21 protein-coding genes are annotated in these 14,155 nt (G+C 42.5%); 14 read left to right on the forward strand and 7 right to left on the reverse strand.

The genetic code is table 11. The features are described 5' to 3' along the window. Nucleotides 1-120 (reverse strand): transposase family protein (locus AC1DV1_RS19375; protein ID WP_477355482.1); only part of this gene is annotated, 120 nt, incomplete at its 3' end. A gap of 320 nt (nt 121-440) precedes the next feature. Between AC1DV1_RS19375 and AC1DV1_RS19380 the strand changes: the two genes are divergently transcribed. Then, nucleotides 441-1,232 carry a CHAD domain-containing protein gene (locus AC1DV1_RS19380; RefSeq protein WP_477362231.1) on the forward strand — a complete coding sequence of 264 codons (792 nt, stop codon included), beginning with the start codon at nt 441-443 and terminating at the stop codon, nt 1,230-1,232. A 77-nt stretch (nt 1,233-1,309) separates the two neighbouring features. On the opposite strand, the gene AC1DV1_RS19385 is transcribed toward AC1DV1_RS19380, so the two are convergent. The 3 genes from AC1DV1_RS19385 to AC1DV1_RS19395 form a co-directional block, all read right to left on the reverse strand. Next, nucleotides 1,310-1,813, reverse strand: coding sequence for a GNAT family N-acetyltransferase (locus AC1DV1_RS19385; RefSeq protein ID WP_477362233.1), 504 nt, complete (start codon nt 1,811-1,813; stop codon nt 1,310-1,312). Nucleotides 1,814-1,918: 105 nt separating this feature from the next. Further along, nucleotides 1,919-2,422: a peptide-methionine (S)-S-oxide reductase gene (locus AC1DV1_RS19390; RefSeq protein WP_477362235.1), complete on the reverse strand. Its 504-nt coding sequence runs from the start codon at nt 2,420-2,422 to the stop codon at nt 1,919-1,921. A 65-nt stretch (nt 2,423-2,487) separates the two neighbouring features. After that, nucleotides 2,488-2,889, reverse strand: coding sequence for a response regulator (locus AC1DV1_RS19395; protein ID WP_477362237.1), 402 nt, complete (start codon nt 2,887-2,889; stop codon nt 2,488-2,490). 140 nt (nt 2,890-3,029) lie between these two features. Between AC1DV1_RS19395 and AC1DV1_RS19400 the strand changes: the two genes are divergently transcribed. Together AC1DV1_RS19400 and AC1DV1_RS19405 are read left to right on the forward strand one after the other, a co-directional pair. Next, complete coding sequence (locus tag AC1DV1_RS19400) at nt 3,030-3,515, forward strand: CAP domain-containing protein (protein WP_477362239.1); 486 nt, start codon at nt 3,030-3,032, stop codon at nt 3,513-3,515. A 38-nt stretch (nt 3,516-3,553) separates the two neighbouring features. Further along, nucleotides 3,554-4,156, forward strand: coding sequence for a hypothetical protein (locus tag AC1DV1_RS19405; protein WP_477362241.1), 603 nt, complete (start codon nt 3,554-3,556; stop codon nt 4,154-4,156). Nucleotides 4,157-4,162: 6 nt separating this feature from the next. Here AC1DV1_RS19405 and AC1DV1_RS19410 read toward each other — a convergent pair whose 3' ends face one another. Both AC1DV1_RS19410 and AC1DV1_RS19415 read right to left on the reverse strand, forming a co-directional pair. Then, nucleotides 4,163-4,474, reverse strand: a complete 312-nt coding sequence (locus AC1DV1_RS19410) for a hypothetical protein (RefSeq protein ID WP_477362243.1) — start codon at nt 4,472-4,474, stop codon at nt 4,163-4,165. 45 nt (nt 4,475-4,519) lie between these two features. Continuing rightward, nucleotides 4,520-5,353, reverse strand: a complete 834-nt coding sequence (locus tag AC1DV1_RS19415) for an SDR family NAD(P)-dependent oxidoreductase (RefSeq protein ID WP_477362245.1) — start codon at nt 5,351-5,353, stop codon at nt 4,520-4,522. Between the two features lie 388 nt (nt 5,354-5,741). On the opposite strand from AC1DV1_RS19415, the gene AC1DV1_RS19420 reads away from it, so the two are divergent. From AC1DV1_RS19420 to AC1DV1_RS19470, 11 genes are all read left to right on the forward strand, one after another. Continuing rightward, a complete protein-coding gene (locus AC1DV1_RS19420; RefSeq protein WP_477362247.1) occupies nt 5,742-6,827 on the forward strand; it encodes a Glu/Leu/Phe/Val family dehydrogenase in 1,086 nt (361 codons plus the stop codon). A 48-nt stretch (nt 6,828-6,875) separates the two neighbouring features. Beyond that, complete coding sequence (locus AC1DV1_RS19425; protein WP_477362249.1) at nt 6,876-7,823, forward strand: transcription antitermination protein NusB; 948 nt, start codon at nt 6,876-6,878, stop codon at nt 7,821-7,823. An 85-nt stretch (nt 7,824-7,908) separates the two neighbouring features. Continuing rightward, nucleotides 7,909-8,349, forward strand: a complete 441-nt coding sequence (locus AC1DV1_RS19430) for a DUF1573 domain-containing protein (protein WP_477362251.1) — start codon at nt 7,909-7,911, stop codon at nt 8,347-8,349. 18 nt (nt 8,350-8,367) lie between these two features. Then, entirely contained in the window at nt 8,368-8,694 is a 327-nt protein-coding gene (gene yajC, locus AC1DV1_RS19435; RefSeq protein WP_477362253.1) for a preprotein translocase subunit YajC, read from the forward strand. Between the two features lie 171 nt (nt 8,695-8,865). Then, a complete protein-coding gene (locus tag AC1DV1_RS19440; protein ID WP_477362255.1) occupies nt 8,866-9,813 on the forward strand; it encodes a CdaR family protein in 948 nt (315 codons plus the stop codon). An 81-nt stretch (nt 9,814-9,894) separates the two neighbouring features. Continuing rightward, nucleotides 9,895-10,050: a hypothetical protein gene (locus tag AC1DV1_RS19445; RefSeq protein ID WP_177183755.1), complete on the forward strand. Its 156-nt coding sequence runs from the start codon at nt 9,895-9,897 to the stop codon at nt 10,048-10,050. Nucleotide 10,051: 1 nt separating this feature from the next. Beyond that, nucleotides 10,052-10,669: a hypothetical protein gene (locus AC1DV1_RS19450; protein WP_477362257.1), complete on the forward strand. Its 618-nt coding sequence runs from the start codon at nt 10,052-10,054 to the stop codon at nt 10,667-10,669. Between the two features lie 7 nt (nt 10,670-10,676). Further along, complete coding sequence (coaE, locus tag AC1DV1_RS19455) at nt 10,677-11,276, forward strand: dephospho-CoA kinase (RefSeq protein WP_477362259.1); 600 nt, start codon at nt 10,677-10,679, stop codon at nt 11,274-11,276. A gap of 52 nt (nt 11,277-11,328) precedes the next feature. Next, nucleotides 11,329-12,267, forward strand: coding sequence for an MBL fold metallo-hydrolase (locus tag AC1DV1_RS19460; protein WP_477362261.1), 939 nt, complete (start codon nt 11,329-11,331; stop codon nt 12,265-12,267). Beyond that, on the forward strand, nt 12,267-12,461 hold the full coding sequence (locus tag AC1DV1_RS19465) for a DUF5522 domain-containing protein (RefSeq protein ID WP_477362263.1): 195 nt from the start codon (nt 12,267-12,269) through the stop codon (nt 12,459-12,461). The genes AC1DV1_RS19460 and AC1DV1_RS19465 overlap by 1 nt, the downstream gene beginning before the upstream one ends. 57 nt (nt 12,462-12,518) lie before the next feature. Beyond that, nucleotides 12,519-12,968, forward strand: a complete 450-nt coding sequence (locus AC1DV1_RS19470) for a MarR family winged helix-turn-helix transcriptional regulator (RefSeq protein ID WP_147057762.1) — start codon at nt 12,519-12,521, stop codon at nt 12,966-12,968. A 166-nt stretch (nt 12,969-13,134) separates the two neighbouring features. Here the strand turns inward: AC1DV1_RS19470 and AC1DV1_RS19475 are convergent, their stop codons facing one another. Continuing rightward, nucleotides 13,135-14,118, reverse strand: coding sequence for an aldo/keto reductase (locus AC1DV1_RS19475; protein WP_477362265.1), 984 nt, complete (start codon nt 14,116-14,118; stop codon nt 13,135-13,137). Between the last annotated feature and the right edge of the window lie 37 nt (nt 14,119-14,155).

Genomic DNA, 14,155 nt, shown 5'->3' on the forward strand with positions numbered 1-14,155 from the left:
AGCACCACATAACACTGCCAAGACCGATAAAATGATTACTTCCAGTAAATTATGCTTCTTATTATTGCCCGTGCGTGGATCGGGTATCCATCTGAAATGATCGTGAAGGGATGTGGGCATATTCTTTTTTACAAAGAAAAAAACTTGAAAGCCTTTTTGACAACCGCAACCCTTAAACTTATCACCTCTTTATCAACATTTTGTTGGCAACACCTCCCGTTTTTAACGTTTCTTATGCGTCAGCCCTGGCCGCTGACCCTGTCCAACGCGTATTTCAAAAGCTTTCATTTTAATAGTAGTTGTATTTAAAAGACAGTTTGGGGCTTAAAAGGTTTGAAAAAAAGCTTTTCATATTGCAATCAAATCCGGGTGGTTGAAACATCCCTGCGTCAAATAAGGTTATCCTGTTATTGGACATTGTTTTAAACTGGTTTTACCACATGAAGAAAAAGGACGAAAAGAAATATATGGAGCGGGAATGGCGCTCCATGACTCATCATTTAAAAGACTTTATAAAAACCGGCAACCAGGAAAACCTGCATCATTTTCGCACTGGTGTAAAAAAACTAAGGGCGTTTTTTACGTTGACCGAAAGTATTAAACAGGGCCACACCACAACCAAATTAATTAAACCCGTACGCCAAATTTTTAAACAGGCCGGTGAGTTGCGCAACGCTTACATTAATATTCAGTTAGGCAATAGCCAACAAACCATGCAGATGGATTTTATACATGCCCAGGAACAGTTGATGAATACTTTGACGGAACAGTTTAAAGCACAAGGACCACATTACCTGGCTACTTTGCGCAAAGTACGGCGTAGGGTAAAAAAGCGTATCCCCAAATTAAAAAACCTGCACATCGGTTTATATTACCAGCAACAGCTGGAAAACATTGCCGTCGGTTTGCTAACGCATGGTTTCGCTGAAGATTTGCACACCTGCCGTAAACAAATTAAAATGCTGATCTATAACTATAACCTTGTAAAACCTAATCTTGACAGGCCGTTTAATGAGGATTACCTGGAACAGGTGCAAAACGCGGTTGGCAACTGGCACGATAACAACGTTACTATCGAACTTTTTGCCGCGGAAGCCACACAGGGCGAACCTGCAGTAGTGTCGCTGAAAAAACAGGGCGTGCAGCTGAAAAGACAGGTAACAAAGTTGCTTAAAGGATTTTATGGCCGGGCTACAACGGTAACCGAGTTACCGCTGGAACAGTTGAGTTAAGTCGATAGTACTAAGCCTTAAGTCAAAAGTTTAAATTTCCCCTCTTTGACTTGGCACTTAAGACTTTCGGCAAAAAGCTACCTCTTCGGATATTCGAAGTACGACAGGATCAATCCTTCATACCTGTCAACCAGCCCCTGGTCGCTAAAGCCGCTTTTGAGCAGCACCATTTGCGAACCTTTATTTTCCTGGTCGGTAACGGCCACTACTTTTTGGGTTTGGGGGATAGTAAAAGCATAATCAACAACCAGTTTTGCCATTTCGGTAGCATAGCCTTTGCCCCAATACTGCGTAGCCAGGCTGTAGCCCAGTTCAATCACGGTATTATCGCCTGCGTTAAATTCGCGCAGCAGGCAGCTACCCATAAAATTACCGGTCTCCCGCTCAACGATGGCCCAGCGGTTAAGGGCGGCACTGGGCTGTGCCATGCTTTGCTGTAACAGCTCGCTATATTGTTCGGCCGTGCGCACGGGTAAATACACGTTCACCACCGGATCCATATGTATGTTAATGTAAGGTGCTTCGTCGGCAGCAATAAAAGGCCGGATGATAAGGCGCGGCGATTCGAGACTAAAACTCATGACAATTCAATTTTAACAAATGTGCCAATTTTGGGGAGGAGTATCAAGTGGCGAGTATCAGGTATCAAGACTGAAATCTGAATATACTTAGTTGTCAGATTGGCTTTAAAGGTGAATTAGTTTGCCGGCATCTACCACATTCGCAAAACGTGCCAGTAATACCCTCAATTTAGGGTTCACTATATTTTGGCAAAAAGGCTTCTCGGGGTTACTGTAGTAGTAATTCAGGTAATTATCGCTATTGAGCCGGAATAGTTTGAATGGTATAACTTTGGTGATGATAACATTTTCAAACTCCGGCTGCAGGGCGTCAATGGCGTTTTGAGCAGCCGTTGCCCGCCTGTCATTAAAAGTATAAATAGCCGACCGGTATTTATCCCGCATGCTATGGCTTACTGTACAGCTGTGGGTATATAAATGCACGGCAATAAGCGTATGCAATGATATCGCTTTCGCGTCAAATTCAACAATAACGGCTTCGCTAAAAGTGGAATTTTGGCCATCAGAAGCTATCCATCCTTGCTGAACAGCTGCCACTCCTTTCAACGATAAAAAAATAGCTTCGGTGCACCAGTGGCAACTTCCGCCAAAACCAATTTTGCTGACCATTTTTTAGTCCACAAATTTAATAATCAGGCCGGGTATATTTGCCAGTAGGGTAAAAACTAAACGCCTTAGGCGGCCAATTGATTACTTACTTTTTGCAGCAACGAATCGATATCAAAAGGTTTCGGGATAAAATCATCAGGGGCACCATTATCATAGCCATCCAAACGCAATTCGTGTGAGCCAGAGATCAGGATTATCGGGATATGATTGGTTTCGGCACTTTCCTTTAGGCTTTTGCACAGTTCGCGCCCATCCAGGCCGGCCAGCATTACATCCATCAGGATCAGGTCGGGTTTAAAGGTATCCATCGTTTTTTCAATCATTTCGCCGCTGGTAAGCGTCCAAACATTGTAGCCTTCTTCTATCAGTATAAGGCAAATGAGTTCAACCATTTCGGAGTCATCGTCGACAATTAGTATATTCTTGCTCATGGCATTGGTTATATTTAATAATAGTCTAAATTTCATGCCAATGGTTTTGGGTCGTACCCGCTTCGTTTATTTTAAAAGGAGAAAGGGCCAGGAGATACTGACGCAATAACTCCCGGAACCGTTGTTATTAACATATTTTAAATTAAATTGGGGGCTTATTACCGGTAAAACCAGGCATGCTGAATATTGTTAAGAAACTGATACTCCCCCTTGTATGCGTGATTATACAGGGAACCGCCTGCCGAAAGGCCGTGCTGGCACCCGATAATCCGTCGAAAGGTAAATTATTGGATTTGGTGAACAATTACCGGTCAACGGGCTGTACTTGTGGTACTGTTTATTATCCACCGGTTAATCCCGTTGTTTGGAACGATACCCTACAGGTAGCCGCTCAAAGGCACAGTAATGATATGGACGAGAAACAATTCTTTAGCCATACCGGCAGCGATGGCACCAACACCGGCGACAGGCTGATGAGCCTAAATTATATTTACGTTACCTACGGCGAAAATATTGCCGAAGGTTATGCCAACGAAACTGATGTAATGGTTGGCTGGATTAAAAGCCCCGGCCACTGCCAAAACATTATGAATGGCGATTTTACCCAAATGGGTGTAGCCACCAGCGGGAAGTATTGGACACAGGTTTTTTCGGCGCATTAATAAAAATAAACATCTGCATTATTTGATAAGCTTCGCCAATGAACTTAACTAAACCTATTACAACTGTTGTCGTATTCACCTTATTTGTGTTTTCATCAGCATGTAATCATGCGCATAAGCCCGTAGATAAGTATGCAGGCTTTACCGAAACCGATAAAATAGTTAATGCTGTTATTACAGAAAGAGGGCTTCCTGTAAAAAAAGGCGACGAAAAACACGCCCCTGGTACTATTATCATTGGTTCGTTAAATAGAATATATGTCAGCAATCATAATCCAAATGACAGATATCCAAGCTTTGTATTTTTTTCGCATCTAACGGAGGATAAATACTTCAAAAAGTCAGACAGCGCTTATTTATTCAATCAAAATAATGGGCAAAAGTCCGTCTCTATATCAAATACATTTCAAAAGCAATTGAACCTCCCTAAAACAACACCTGCAACGGGCTTTGAAGACGACATTAATATGGAATATAAATTTACCATACCCTTATATTCAAAAGATGGCAAAACAGTATTTATATGTGTAACAACTTATTGCGGCCATTGCATGTATACCAATGATTACTTTTTAAAGAAATCAAAAGATACCTGGCACGTTGTAGCCCAAAGATATTACCGGGAGACTGAAGGCAATTAGCATCGATCACTCAAAATAAGTCTCTGTTGATGCCACCAGGTTCAACAACTCCAATACCGGCTCTGCCTCAAGCCCACTTGCCCAAAGTTCATCGGCAAATTTCTTGAATGAGGCCAATGATTGTAGTACCTGGTGAGCTTCTTCGTTTTCCAGCTGATCAAAATGCATAAAGGTTTTGCCATCAGGCAGCAGCCAGCAGGTGTATTTGATTCCCGGATGGTTTAACTGCTTCAGTTCGGCAACAACGCCTGCTATATTGGCCTGGTTTATGGCTGCAAACTCTGGCCGGGTGGTGTATTGTACGCGTACTACTTTCATTTTTTGAATACTTTTTACATAATCAATTGGCGAACTTTTGGATTATCAGTCTTTGTCGAATTTAGGACGTGCTACCTTTCGGATTTCCGGATTCGACCGGTAGTTTAGGGCTGCGGTAGTGCCACCCGTTACATCAATTGTTACGCCTGTTATGTTGGCTGCCAAATCTGACGCCAGGAACACGGCGGTATTGGCAATATCAGCCATGAGGGGTAGTTTTTTCAGCATCGTATCAGCCTTCATCTGTTTCAATACCGTAGCCATTACTTCGGGGCGATCTTTAATGGCATCCGCAAATACCCTGGAGTCTGGCGAACCGCCCGAACGGATATTTACCACACGCACGCCATATAGACCGACTTCGGATGCCAGGTTACTGCTAAAACTCTCAACCGCGCAGCAGGCGGCGGCAAAGCCACCGGTATAGGGATAACCGATACCACCGGGCGTTGCAGTAAGGAACAGGATAACGCCCGAACCCTGTTCGGCCATCACCCTACCCGCCGCTGTCGCGGTTAAAAACCGGGTTCGCAGCGTGGCCGATACCGGCTCCACAAAATCATCTGCTGATAAATCAACCAGCGGAACGCCCTGTTTAGCATCAACCCCAACAGCGTTAAACGAAATATCCAGCGAGCCCGCGATTTGCAAAACTGCAGCTAGATGTTGGTTAATGGCGTCAGCGTCAAATGCATCAACCTGTGCAACTTCGGCAAGCCCGCTAAGGGCATTAATTTCCCCGGCAACTATTTGCAAGGGGGGCAGCGTGCGGCCTGTTAAAAATACTTTTGCCCCAGCCGCGGCCAGTGCTTTTGCAACCGCGCCGCCCAGCGAACCGCCCGCGCCGTATATAATGGCATTTTTGTTTCGAAGTAACATATCAATCCAGGTTTTTAAGACATCCCAATCACCCAATGGCCCACAACGATAACGTAAAGCAATTATCATCGTTATACAAACCTATAACTAAATATCCTTTTTAAGATGGGTTGTTGCAGACAATTTCGGGGTGCAATTGCGACATGCTTTGCGACATGCTGGTAATGCGCGGCAGTAGGGACTCTCTTGCCATTGGCCTAAGAAATTCAGCTCACCCCTGTACATACATGCCTAATTTTGGCAAAATAATATTTCGTCTCAAGCAAACTACCTGCCTTTATTTAACTTATGCCTATGAACTAACTACATTAGCCTTTAATAAACTTTGCTGTAACCAAAAAAACATCTACTTTTGTGCCGCCTTAAAACATTTACCGTAGTATAACTAATGCCCGATCAACAATCACAACAATCCATTTTCAGCCAACTCGAAATTTTCGGGCATAAAAAAGTGGTGTTTTGCAGCGATCCGGATACCAATCTGAAAGCTATCATCGCTATTCATGACACCACCCTTGGGCCTGCTTTTGGCAGCACCCGCATGTGGAGTTATAAAACCGAAGGCGATGCGTTAAATGATGTGTTACGCCTGGCCAAAAGCATGACTTATAAATGTGCCATCGCGGGGCTTAATATGGGCGGCGGTTATTCGGTAATCATTGGCGATTCGCGCCGGGATAAAACCGAGGCGATGATGCGCAAATTTGGCCGCTTTATTAAAAATCTTAATGGCGAGTTCATCACCTCCGAAGATGTAGGCACCAATCCACGCGATATGGAATACATCCGCATGGAAACCCAGCATGTTACCGGTATTCCCGAAACGCTTGGCGGCAGCGGCGATCCTTCGCCTGTGGCGGCACAAGGTGTTTTTATGGGGATAAAAGCTTGTGTTAAAGAACAGTTTGGCACCGATACCCTGGCCGGCAAAGCTGTAATTGTACAGGGTGTGGGCCACGTTGGCGAGCACCTGGTACGCCTGCTGCGCGATGAAAAAGTAAAAGTATACATCAGCGATATCCAGGAAGAGCGGGTTGGGCAAATTGCCAAAAAATATGGTGCCGAAGCTGTATCAAACAACAGCATTTTTGATATCGACGCCGATATTTATGCACCTTGCGCGCTGGGTGGTACAGTAAACACCCAAACCATAAACAAGTTAAAATGCAGCATCATAGCCGGATCGGCCAATAACCAGTTGTTGGATGAGGCTGTTCATGGCGAAATGTTGTTGAACAAAAATATACTATTTGCGCCCGACTACGTTATTAATGCCGGCGGCATTATTAATTGCTATTCGGAATTAATGGGATTCAGTAAAAAACGCACTTTGCAGCTTACCGAGAATATTTACGAGGTAACACGCAATATTTTAAAGCTATCGAAACTGGAAAACATTTCTACCGTTGTAGCGGCAAATAAAATAGCAGAGAAAAGAATTACGGATATTAAAAAAGTAAAATCGTCATATTAATTATAGTTTAAACCGCTGGCCAGCTGGCCGGCCAAATCGTTCTTACACATGTTAAACAGAAGGCACCTACGGGTAAAAGTACTACAGGCATTATATGCGTTCCACCAATCGGACACCACCGACATTAAACAGTATGAAAAAAACATGCTGGGAAGTATAGATGAAGTTTTTGAAATGTATATCTGGATGTTATCACTCATTTCAGAGGTGGCAAACTATGCCGCTAATGATAAAGAGGAGCGCGCCAACAAGCATTTACCCACCGCCGAAGACCTTAATGCTAATATTAAAATAGTCACCAACAGGTTTATCCTCTCCCTGAATGATAACCGTGATTATCTTATCGCCTCAAAAAAATACAAGGTTGACTGGGGTTTTGAACCCGAACTGGCTAAAACCCTGTTTACAACCCTAAAAAAATCGCCCGAGTATGCCGAATACCTGGCCAAAACCGACGACACCATCCAAACGGATAAGGACATCATTAAATTTATTTTCAAAAAAGTGATTTTAAAATCATCATTGGCCGAGCAGGTTTTTGAGGATAAATTCATTTTTTGGCCGGTAGACAGGGATGTTTTGCAAGCTTTGATTGCCAAAACATTCAAAAATTTCAGCAGCGAAGATTTTAAACAAAATCAGCTTGCCGAGATAACCGGTAACTGGGCCGAAGACCGTGAATTTGTAGTTGATCTTTTTGCAAAAAGCATCCGTTTTGATAAACCTTACCAGGAATTGATAGCCGCCAAAACCACCAACTGGGAGCCCGACCGCATTGCGATGATGGATACCCTGCTGATGAAAATGGCCATTACGGAGTTTGTAAACTTTACCTCGATCCCGGTAAAAGTTACTATTAACGAGTACCTGGAAATTTCAAAGGAGTTTAGCACGCCTAAGAGTAATTCATTTATAAACGGTATCTTAGACAAGATTTTGATAGACCTTAAGGCCGAAAGCAAGATCAAAAAAATTGGCAGAGGATTGATTGAATAGTTTTGAGTTATAAGTATTGAGTTTTAAGTTGCAAAATTTAACAATCGATTTAAAATAGATTTAAAATAAAAACCGACTATATAAAATGAAGAAACTGTTTTTAAGCTTAGTAGCAGCAGGCTTACTATTATCGGCCTGTAACCAATCAAAAACCGGCAGTACTGCGGCTGCAACCGATAGTACGGCTACAACAACTGCCAACGCGGCTAACGCGCCGGTAATGAAGTTTGAAAAAGAAAGCCATGATTTTGGCAAGATAAAAACCGGCGATAAAGTAAACTACGATTTTAAATTCACCAATACCGGCAAATCGCCCCTCATCATCAGCGAAGCACATGCTACCTGCGGCTGTACTATTCCGGAGTGGCCTAAGGCTCCTGTTAAACCGGGCGAAAGCGGCATCATAAAAGTCACCTTTAACAGCGCGGGCAAAAACGGTTTACAGGATAAACAAATTACAGTTACAGCCAATACCGTACCGGCCCAAACTATGGTGCATCTAATCGGCGAGGTTTTAACCAAATAATTTCAATTAATTTAAACAATGATAGCAACAATTTTTTTACAGGCCGCTGCAGGCGGTGCTTTTGGTAGCTACAGCACATTAATACCTATGGTATTAATTATTGTAGTATTTTACTTTTTTATGATACGCCCACAGGTTAAAAAACAAAAAGACCAAAAGAAATACGTAGATGAACTTAAAAAAGGCGACAAAGTGGTAACTACCGCAGGCATACATGGCCGCATTATCGACCTTAACGACGCTACTTTTTTAGTTGAAGTTGAAAACGGAAAAATCCGTTTCGATAAATCGGCTATATCATTAGATGCATCAAAAGCATTGAATACACCGGCTGTAGTTAAGTAGGTGAAAGGATAAAGGTAAAAGGATAACGGTAAAAGGCGAAAGGATAAAGGTGTCTTGTCCTTAATCTAAATAATAAGGCGAGAGGAGATCGGTAGTTAGCAGTTCAACCTGTGAACATTTACCTTTAACCTTTCGCCTTTACCCTTTAACCTCAATAACAACCTCAATAATATGGCAATAGTAAAACTATCCACAACAGAACGGCGGCGGTTATCGGTATTTATTACCTGTCTTGGCCTTGCCATTGTTGCCTGGATTTTTACTACGCTATCGAGCCCGCTGCCCTTTATTATTAACGAGGCGCTGGTATACAAAAACTCACCGCAAAAAAAGGCTTTCCACCCCCTGCAGGCAGATACCATAAAAATTACTATACAAGGTACTGGCTGGCAAATGCTTTTTTCGAAAATGAAGCCCGATAGTAAGCCCATCACGGTTGATTTAACCCCCCTGGAAAGCCGCAATTACGTAGTGCTTAGCTCGCAGCTTAAGCTTATTAATGCCAAACGAGATGCCAACCAGCAAATCACTGCTATTGACCCCGATACCCTATATTTTGATTTCACCAACCGGCTTACCAAAAAAGTACCTGTAAGGGCCTTATTGGGTATTGATTATCAAAAACAGTTTGCCATATCGGGCAACGTATCAATCAAGCCCGCCTATGTAACCGTAAGCGGCCCTGCCGACAGGTTGCAAAAGATAGACGAATGGAAAACCGATTCGATAAAAGCAACCAGTGTAAATGAAAGCATTGCCACGCGGATAAATTTGCAACCGGTAACCGAAGGTAATTTAACCGTTTACCCAAAAAGCGTACTGGTGAATATCCCTGTGGATGAGTTTACCGAGAAAACGCTGGATATCCCGGTTAAGCTCATCAACAACCATAATTACGATAACGTTAAGGTGTTTCCGCAAAAGGTAAAGGTGACATTCACCACGTCGTTAAACCGTTATAAGGATATGAGCGATGACCTTTTTGAGGCCACCGCCGATCTTGACCTGTGGCGTGATCATGGCTACTCTACCCTGCCAGTCCAGCTAACACGCTTCCCTCCTTTTTGTAAAATAGTGAAGGTAAGCCCCGCAAATATTGATTTTATTATCAAAAAATAAGATTGACAGACTGGTTGATAAATTTCAACCCCGATCTTTTTATAAAAGTGTTATCTTTGTATATTACAAAACAATAAAAATATGGCAATAGCAATCAAATCGGTTCCTGTCCTCAAAGGGGATGTTGCTAAAGCTTTTATAAACAAAGCGGATGCTAACTTAGATAAAAAATCAACTGTCGATTTCTCTAAGGAGGTTTTGATCGCGCATAAAATTCTAAGTAAAGCGAAGAAATAAATTGCTCAACTTCGAAGAAAACTTCCTTTTTGAAAAGTGTTCTTTTAAAGAATATACTCCATCTCTTTTAGAAGGCTGTAGCCCGTTTAATTGCGGGCATAAAGATTTAAATTCGTTTTTTAAAGATGACGCTTTTAAATTCCATGAAGAACTATTGGGAAAAACCCATTGTTTCACTTTAGATAGCGATCCCACAATAATAGTATGTGCCTTTACTATCTCCAATGATAGTGTAAAAGCAAGTGACTTGCCCGGCTCAAGGAGAAAAAAAGTAACGAAATTAGTACCACGAGAAAAAGCACTTAGAAATTATCCGGCTGTTTTAATAGGTCGACTTGGCGTTAATGTTAATTACAAGGGAACAACGGTAAGTCGTGAGTTGATGCAGTTTATTAAATCCTGGTTTATAGATCCGGAAAATAAAACAGGATGCAGATACATTGTTGTCGATTCATATAACGAGCCTATCCCATTACATTATTACACAAAAAACGGATTCGAAACAATCTTCAGTACAGAAGATCAGGAAAAAGAATATTTGAAAATAGCGCAAGATCAACAGTTGAAAACGCGGTTAATGTATTTCGACCTGATTGTTTTAAGAGCCATAACAACGTGAAAACACCATGCTTAAAATTGGTTTAACAGGCAATATAGGCAGCGGTAAAACCACTGTAGCTAAAGTATTTGAGCTATTGGGTGTACCGGTTTTTTATGCAGATGACGAAGCCAAAAAAGTTATGGTTATCGACGTTATACTGATTGACGCCATTAAGCAAACCTTTGGTGCCGAATCTTATTTTGCAGATGGCTCATTAAACCGCAAATATATTGCCGCTATTGTTTTTAATAATCCGGCGGAGTTAGAGAAACTTAACTCATTGGTACATCCGGCCGTTTTCAGGGCTTTTGAAGCACTTGAGGCAAAAGCAAAGGATGCCCCTTACATTATTCGCGAGGCGGCTATATTGTTCGAAAGCGGCTCATACAAAACCTGCGATCGTTCCATCATTGTAACCGCCCCATTGGATAAACGCATAGCCCGCGTAATGCAACGCGACGGCATTAGCATTGATGAAGTTAAAAAACGCGAAAGCCGCCAGATGCCCGAGGAGGAAAAGAAAAAACTGGCAGATGACGTTATCATAAACGATGACAGCCAACTGGTAATTCCGCAGGTGCTTGCCCTGCACCAGAAATATTTGGCAATTGCACATAACTTATAATGAATTAAACATTAGCTTTTAGCTGTACGCCTTAAGCTTGTAGCTCCTGAAAATGATACTCGACGATTTTGTACTTATAGATGACAAAGGCCTTTACTGCAAGTATGGCGATTTTTACCTCGACCCTAAACTACCTGCTAAAAACGCCGTTATCACACACGCTCACGCCGATCATGCCATCAGCGGCAATACTGATGTGTATTGTACCCGCGCCACGGCAACCGTAATGCAATTAAGGTATGAGCGCACTGCCGCCAAAGTTTTTCATATTGTACCCTTTAACCAGCCTTTTACTATAGGCAAGGTGCAAATTACTTTTATACCAGCAGGTCATATGCTCGGTTCGGCACAAATATTGATGGAGCACGAGGGTACCCGTTACCTGTATACAGGCGACTATAAACTACAACCAGATGCCACCTGCGAACCCATAGAATGGGTTAAAACCGATGTTCTTATAACTGAAAGTACCTTTGCCGACCCTGCCGTTATACATCCCGATCCGGTTGAGGAGATTAAAAAGATTAACGATATCAAAATCAATATTTTATTGGGCGCTTACGGCCTGGGCAAAAGCCAGCGGCTTATTAACCTGATAACCGAGCACGCCCCGCGCAAAAAAATTTTGGTGCATCATAAAATCATGCCCATTAATGCTATTTACGAAAACATGGGTTACCGCCCTGGCAAATACCAGGTTTATGGCCGCAAGCTAATGAAAGTACAGGATGAATTTGTATACATTGTACCGCCGTTTACGTTTGATAGCTACATAAGGGCCACAGGCGTAAAGCGATTATTTGCATCGGGATGGAAAAACCTGCAGGTAAATACCCAGGATACCCTTTTTATATCCGACCATGTGGATTGGAAGGATATCCTGGAAACCATTACCCGTACCCAGCCCAAACAGGTATGGACACTGCACGGCGATGGCCGGCATTTGAAGAATTATTTTAAAGATGAGATATTTGTAAAAATACTCAACTGATGTTGCAGGAAGGGACAGATTATTACATTAACCAGGACGGCAACTTTGTTTTCACGAAGCAGTATCATTTAACGCGCGGTTATTGCTGCAAAAATAAATGCCTGCACTGCCCATGGGATTATGGTAAAACCCAAACAAATAGCAACGACGTTAACCCTGAGGACGAGCCGGGGCAAAAGGCAATACCCGATTAGTTTACCTCAATTTAAAAATAAATAAACATATTTGTACTTTGGTTATTATAAACTATTATGCGGATAGACGACGAGATACAAAGCAACAAATTCGAGGACAATTACCACAAGGTAGTCATCAACATTGCCTACACTTCTGGCTGGTTAAACAATGCTTTCCGTTGCCATTTTGATAAGTATAACCTTACCCAGCAGCAATTTAATATCCTGCGGATACTAAGGGGGCAGTACCCTAAGCCCGCCACTATTAATTTATTGAAAGAAAGGATGATTGATAAAATGTCTGACGCCAGCCGTATTGTTGATCGCCTTATCCAAAAAGAATTGGTTTCGCGTTGCACCAACAATAAAGACCGCCGGGCTGTTGACATCCGCATAAGCGACCTTGGCCTTCAAACCCTTGCCAAAATGGATGAAGAGTTTAAAACGCGCAAAATTCTTGAAGATAACCTTACGCCAGACGAAGCCGCGCAGTTAAGCGACTTGCTGGATAAGCTGAGGGGGTAGTAGTCTATCTAAAATGCTATTCGGTTAGGTAAAGTAAAACGCAGGGATAGTAATATCGAATAATGAAATTTGGATGTCCGACACCGAAGTTTTGCCTTCATTATTTGATATTGGATGTTTAGTGTTCGATATTTAACGCTCTCAACCCGGGAGATTTCAGAGGGGCTCAATAATGTCCCCTTATTTTTCCAATAATTTCAGCATCATACAAACTCCTTAATTGCCGATGAGTATTGGCTGGCAGCGGATCCAAAGCAGATGCCTCAACGTTATTATCAACCTGCGATACTTTTGACGCGCCGGGGATAACCGTTGTAACTTCAGGGTGATCCAATATCCAGCGGATAGCCCTTTGCGGCATATTGTCGTCGGGTAATATTTGTTTTATTTGTTGAGATAGCTTCAATCCTTCGTTAAACTCGATACCCGAGAATGTTTCGCCGGTATTAAAGGCCTCGCCGTTGGCGTTATAATTACGGTGGTCATTTGCGGCAAATTTGGTTTGCTCGTTAAATTTACCGGATAATAGTCCACTGGCTAAGGGAACCCTTACAATAATGGCAACGTCTTTTTCCTTTGCTTTAGCAAAAACCTCGTCGGCCACGTGCTGCCTGAATAGGTTAAATATGATCTGTAACGATGCCAGGCCTTCCTGCTCCAGGCAGATAAGCGCTTCCTGGGATGTTTCTACACTGGCACCAAAGTGTTTAATAAGACCTTGCTGCTGCAGGGTACGTAAATGATCAAACACTTTACCCGATTTCATTTCTTCGGTGGGTATGCAATGCAATTGCTCTAAAAATAGTTGCGGCACATCCAAATGCTTCAGCGAGTCTTCCACATTCCGTTTCATTATATCGTAGGTAAAGTTTTGCGGCCACCCGTTTGGCGCATCGCCGCGGCGACCCAATTTGGTGGCTACAAATACTTCCTTATCTGTCGTTTTTAAAAACCTCCCAATAACGGATTCACTTACCCCCATGCCATAAACATCGGCGGTATCAATAAAATTACCCCCGGCATCGGTGTATGCCTTTAATATGGCGAATGCATCATCGTCATTTACATTGCCCCAATCTGCACTGCCCAGTTGCCAGGTGCCCAGGCCAACTTCGGCTATGGGAGTATTTTTAAATTTTCTGTAGTTCATATGGTTAATGTTTTTACGGTATTAAAAGAACCGTCAT

Source organism: Mucilaginibacter sp. P4_D1 (assembly GCF_056401935.1).

What these genes read in the sequence shown, in the direction of transcription:
- AC1DV1_RS19380 (WP_477362231.1), top strand. Translation starts at nt 441, where the DNA reads ATGAAGAAAAAGGACGAAAAGAAATATATGGAGCGGGAATGGCGCTCC.
- AC1DV1_RS19385 (WP_477362233.1), bottom strand. Translation starts at nt 1,813, where the DNA reads ATGAGTTTTAGTCTCGAATCGCCGCGCCTTATCATCCGGCCTTTTATT.
- AC1DV1_RS19390 (WP_477362235.1), bottom strand. Translation starts at nt 2,422, where the DNA reads ATGGTCAGCAAAATTGGTTTTGGCGGAAGTTGCCACTGGTGCACCGAA.
- AC1DV1_RS19395 (WP_477362237.1), bottom strand. Translation starts at nt 2,889, where the DNA reads ATGAAATTTAGACTATTATTAAATATAACCAATGCCATGAGCAAGAAT.
- AC1DV1_RS19400 (WP_477362239.1), top strand. Translation starts at nt 3,030, where the DNA reads ATGCTGAATATTGTTAAGAAACTGATACTCCCCCTTGTATGCGTGATT.
- AC1DV1_RS19405 (WP_477362241.1), top strand. Translation starts at nt 3,554, where the DNA reads ATGAACTTAACTAAACCTATTACAACTGTTGTCGTATTCACCTTATTT.
- AC1DV1_RS19410 (WP_477362243.1), bottom strand. Translation starts at nt 4,474, where the DNA reads ATGAAAGTAGTACGCGTACAATACACCACCCGGCCAGAGTTTGCAGCC.
- AC1DV1_RS19415 (WP_477362245.1), bottom strand. Translation starts at nt 5,353, where the DNA reads ATGTTACTTCGAAACAAAAATGCCATTATATACGGCGCGGGCGGTTCG.
- AC1DV1_RS19420 (WP_477362247.1), top strand. Translation starts at nt 5,742, where the DNA reads ATGCCCGATCAACAATCACAACAATCCATTTTCAGCCAACTCGAAATT.
- AC1DV1_RS19425 (WP_477362249.1), top strand. Translation starts at nt 6,876, where the DNA reads ATGTTAAACAGAAGGCACCTACGGGTAAAAGTACTACAGGCATTATAT.
- AC1DV1_RS19430 (WP_477362251.1), top strand. Translation starts at nt 7,909, where the DNA reads ATGAAGAAACTGTTTTTAAGCTTAGTAGCAGCAGGCTTACTATTATCG.
- yajC (WP_477362253.1), top strand. Translation starts at nt 8,368, where the DNA reads ATGATAGCAACAATTTTTTTACAGGCCGCTGCAGGCGGTGCTTTTGGT.
- AC1DV1_RS19440 (WP_477362255.1), top strand. Translation starts at nt 8,866, where the DNA reads ATGGCAATAGTAAAACTATCCACAACAGAACGGCGGCGGTTATCGGTA.
- AC1DV1_RS19445 (WP_177183755.1), top strand. Translation starts at nt 9,895, where the DNA reads ATGGCAATAGCAATCAAATCGGTTCCTGTCCTCAAAGGGGATGTTGCT.
- coaE (WP_477362259.1), top strand. Translation starts at nt 10,677, where the DNA reads ATGCTTAAAATTGGTTTAACAGGCAATATAGGCAGCGGTAAAACCACT.
- AC1DV1_RS19460 (WP_477362261.1), top strand. Translation starts at nt 11,329, where the DNA reads ATGATACTCGACGATTTTGTACTTATAGATGACAAAGGCCTTTACTGC.
- AC1DV1_RS19465 (WP_477362263.1), top strand. Translation starts at nt 12,267, where the DNA reads ATGTTGCAGGAAGGGACAGATTATTACATTAACCAGGACGGCAACTTT.
- AC1DV1_RS19470 (WP_147057762.1), top strand. Translation starts at nt 12,519, where the DNA reads ATGCGGATAGACGACGAGATACAAAGCAACAAATTCGAGGACAATTAC.
- AC1DV1_RS19475 (WP_477362265.1), bottom strand. Translation starts at nt 14,118, where the DNA reads ATGAACTACAGAAAATTTAAAAATACTCCCATAGCCGAAGTTGGCCTG.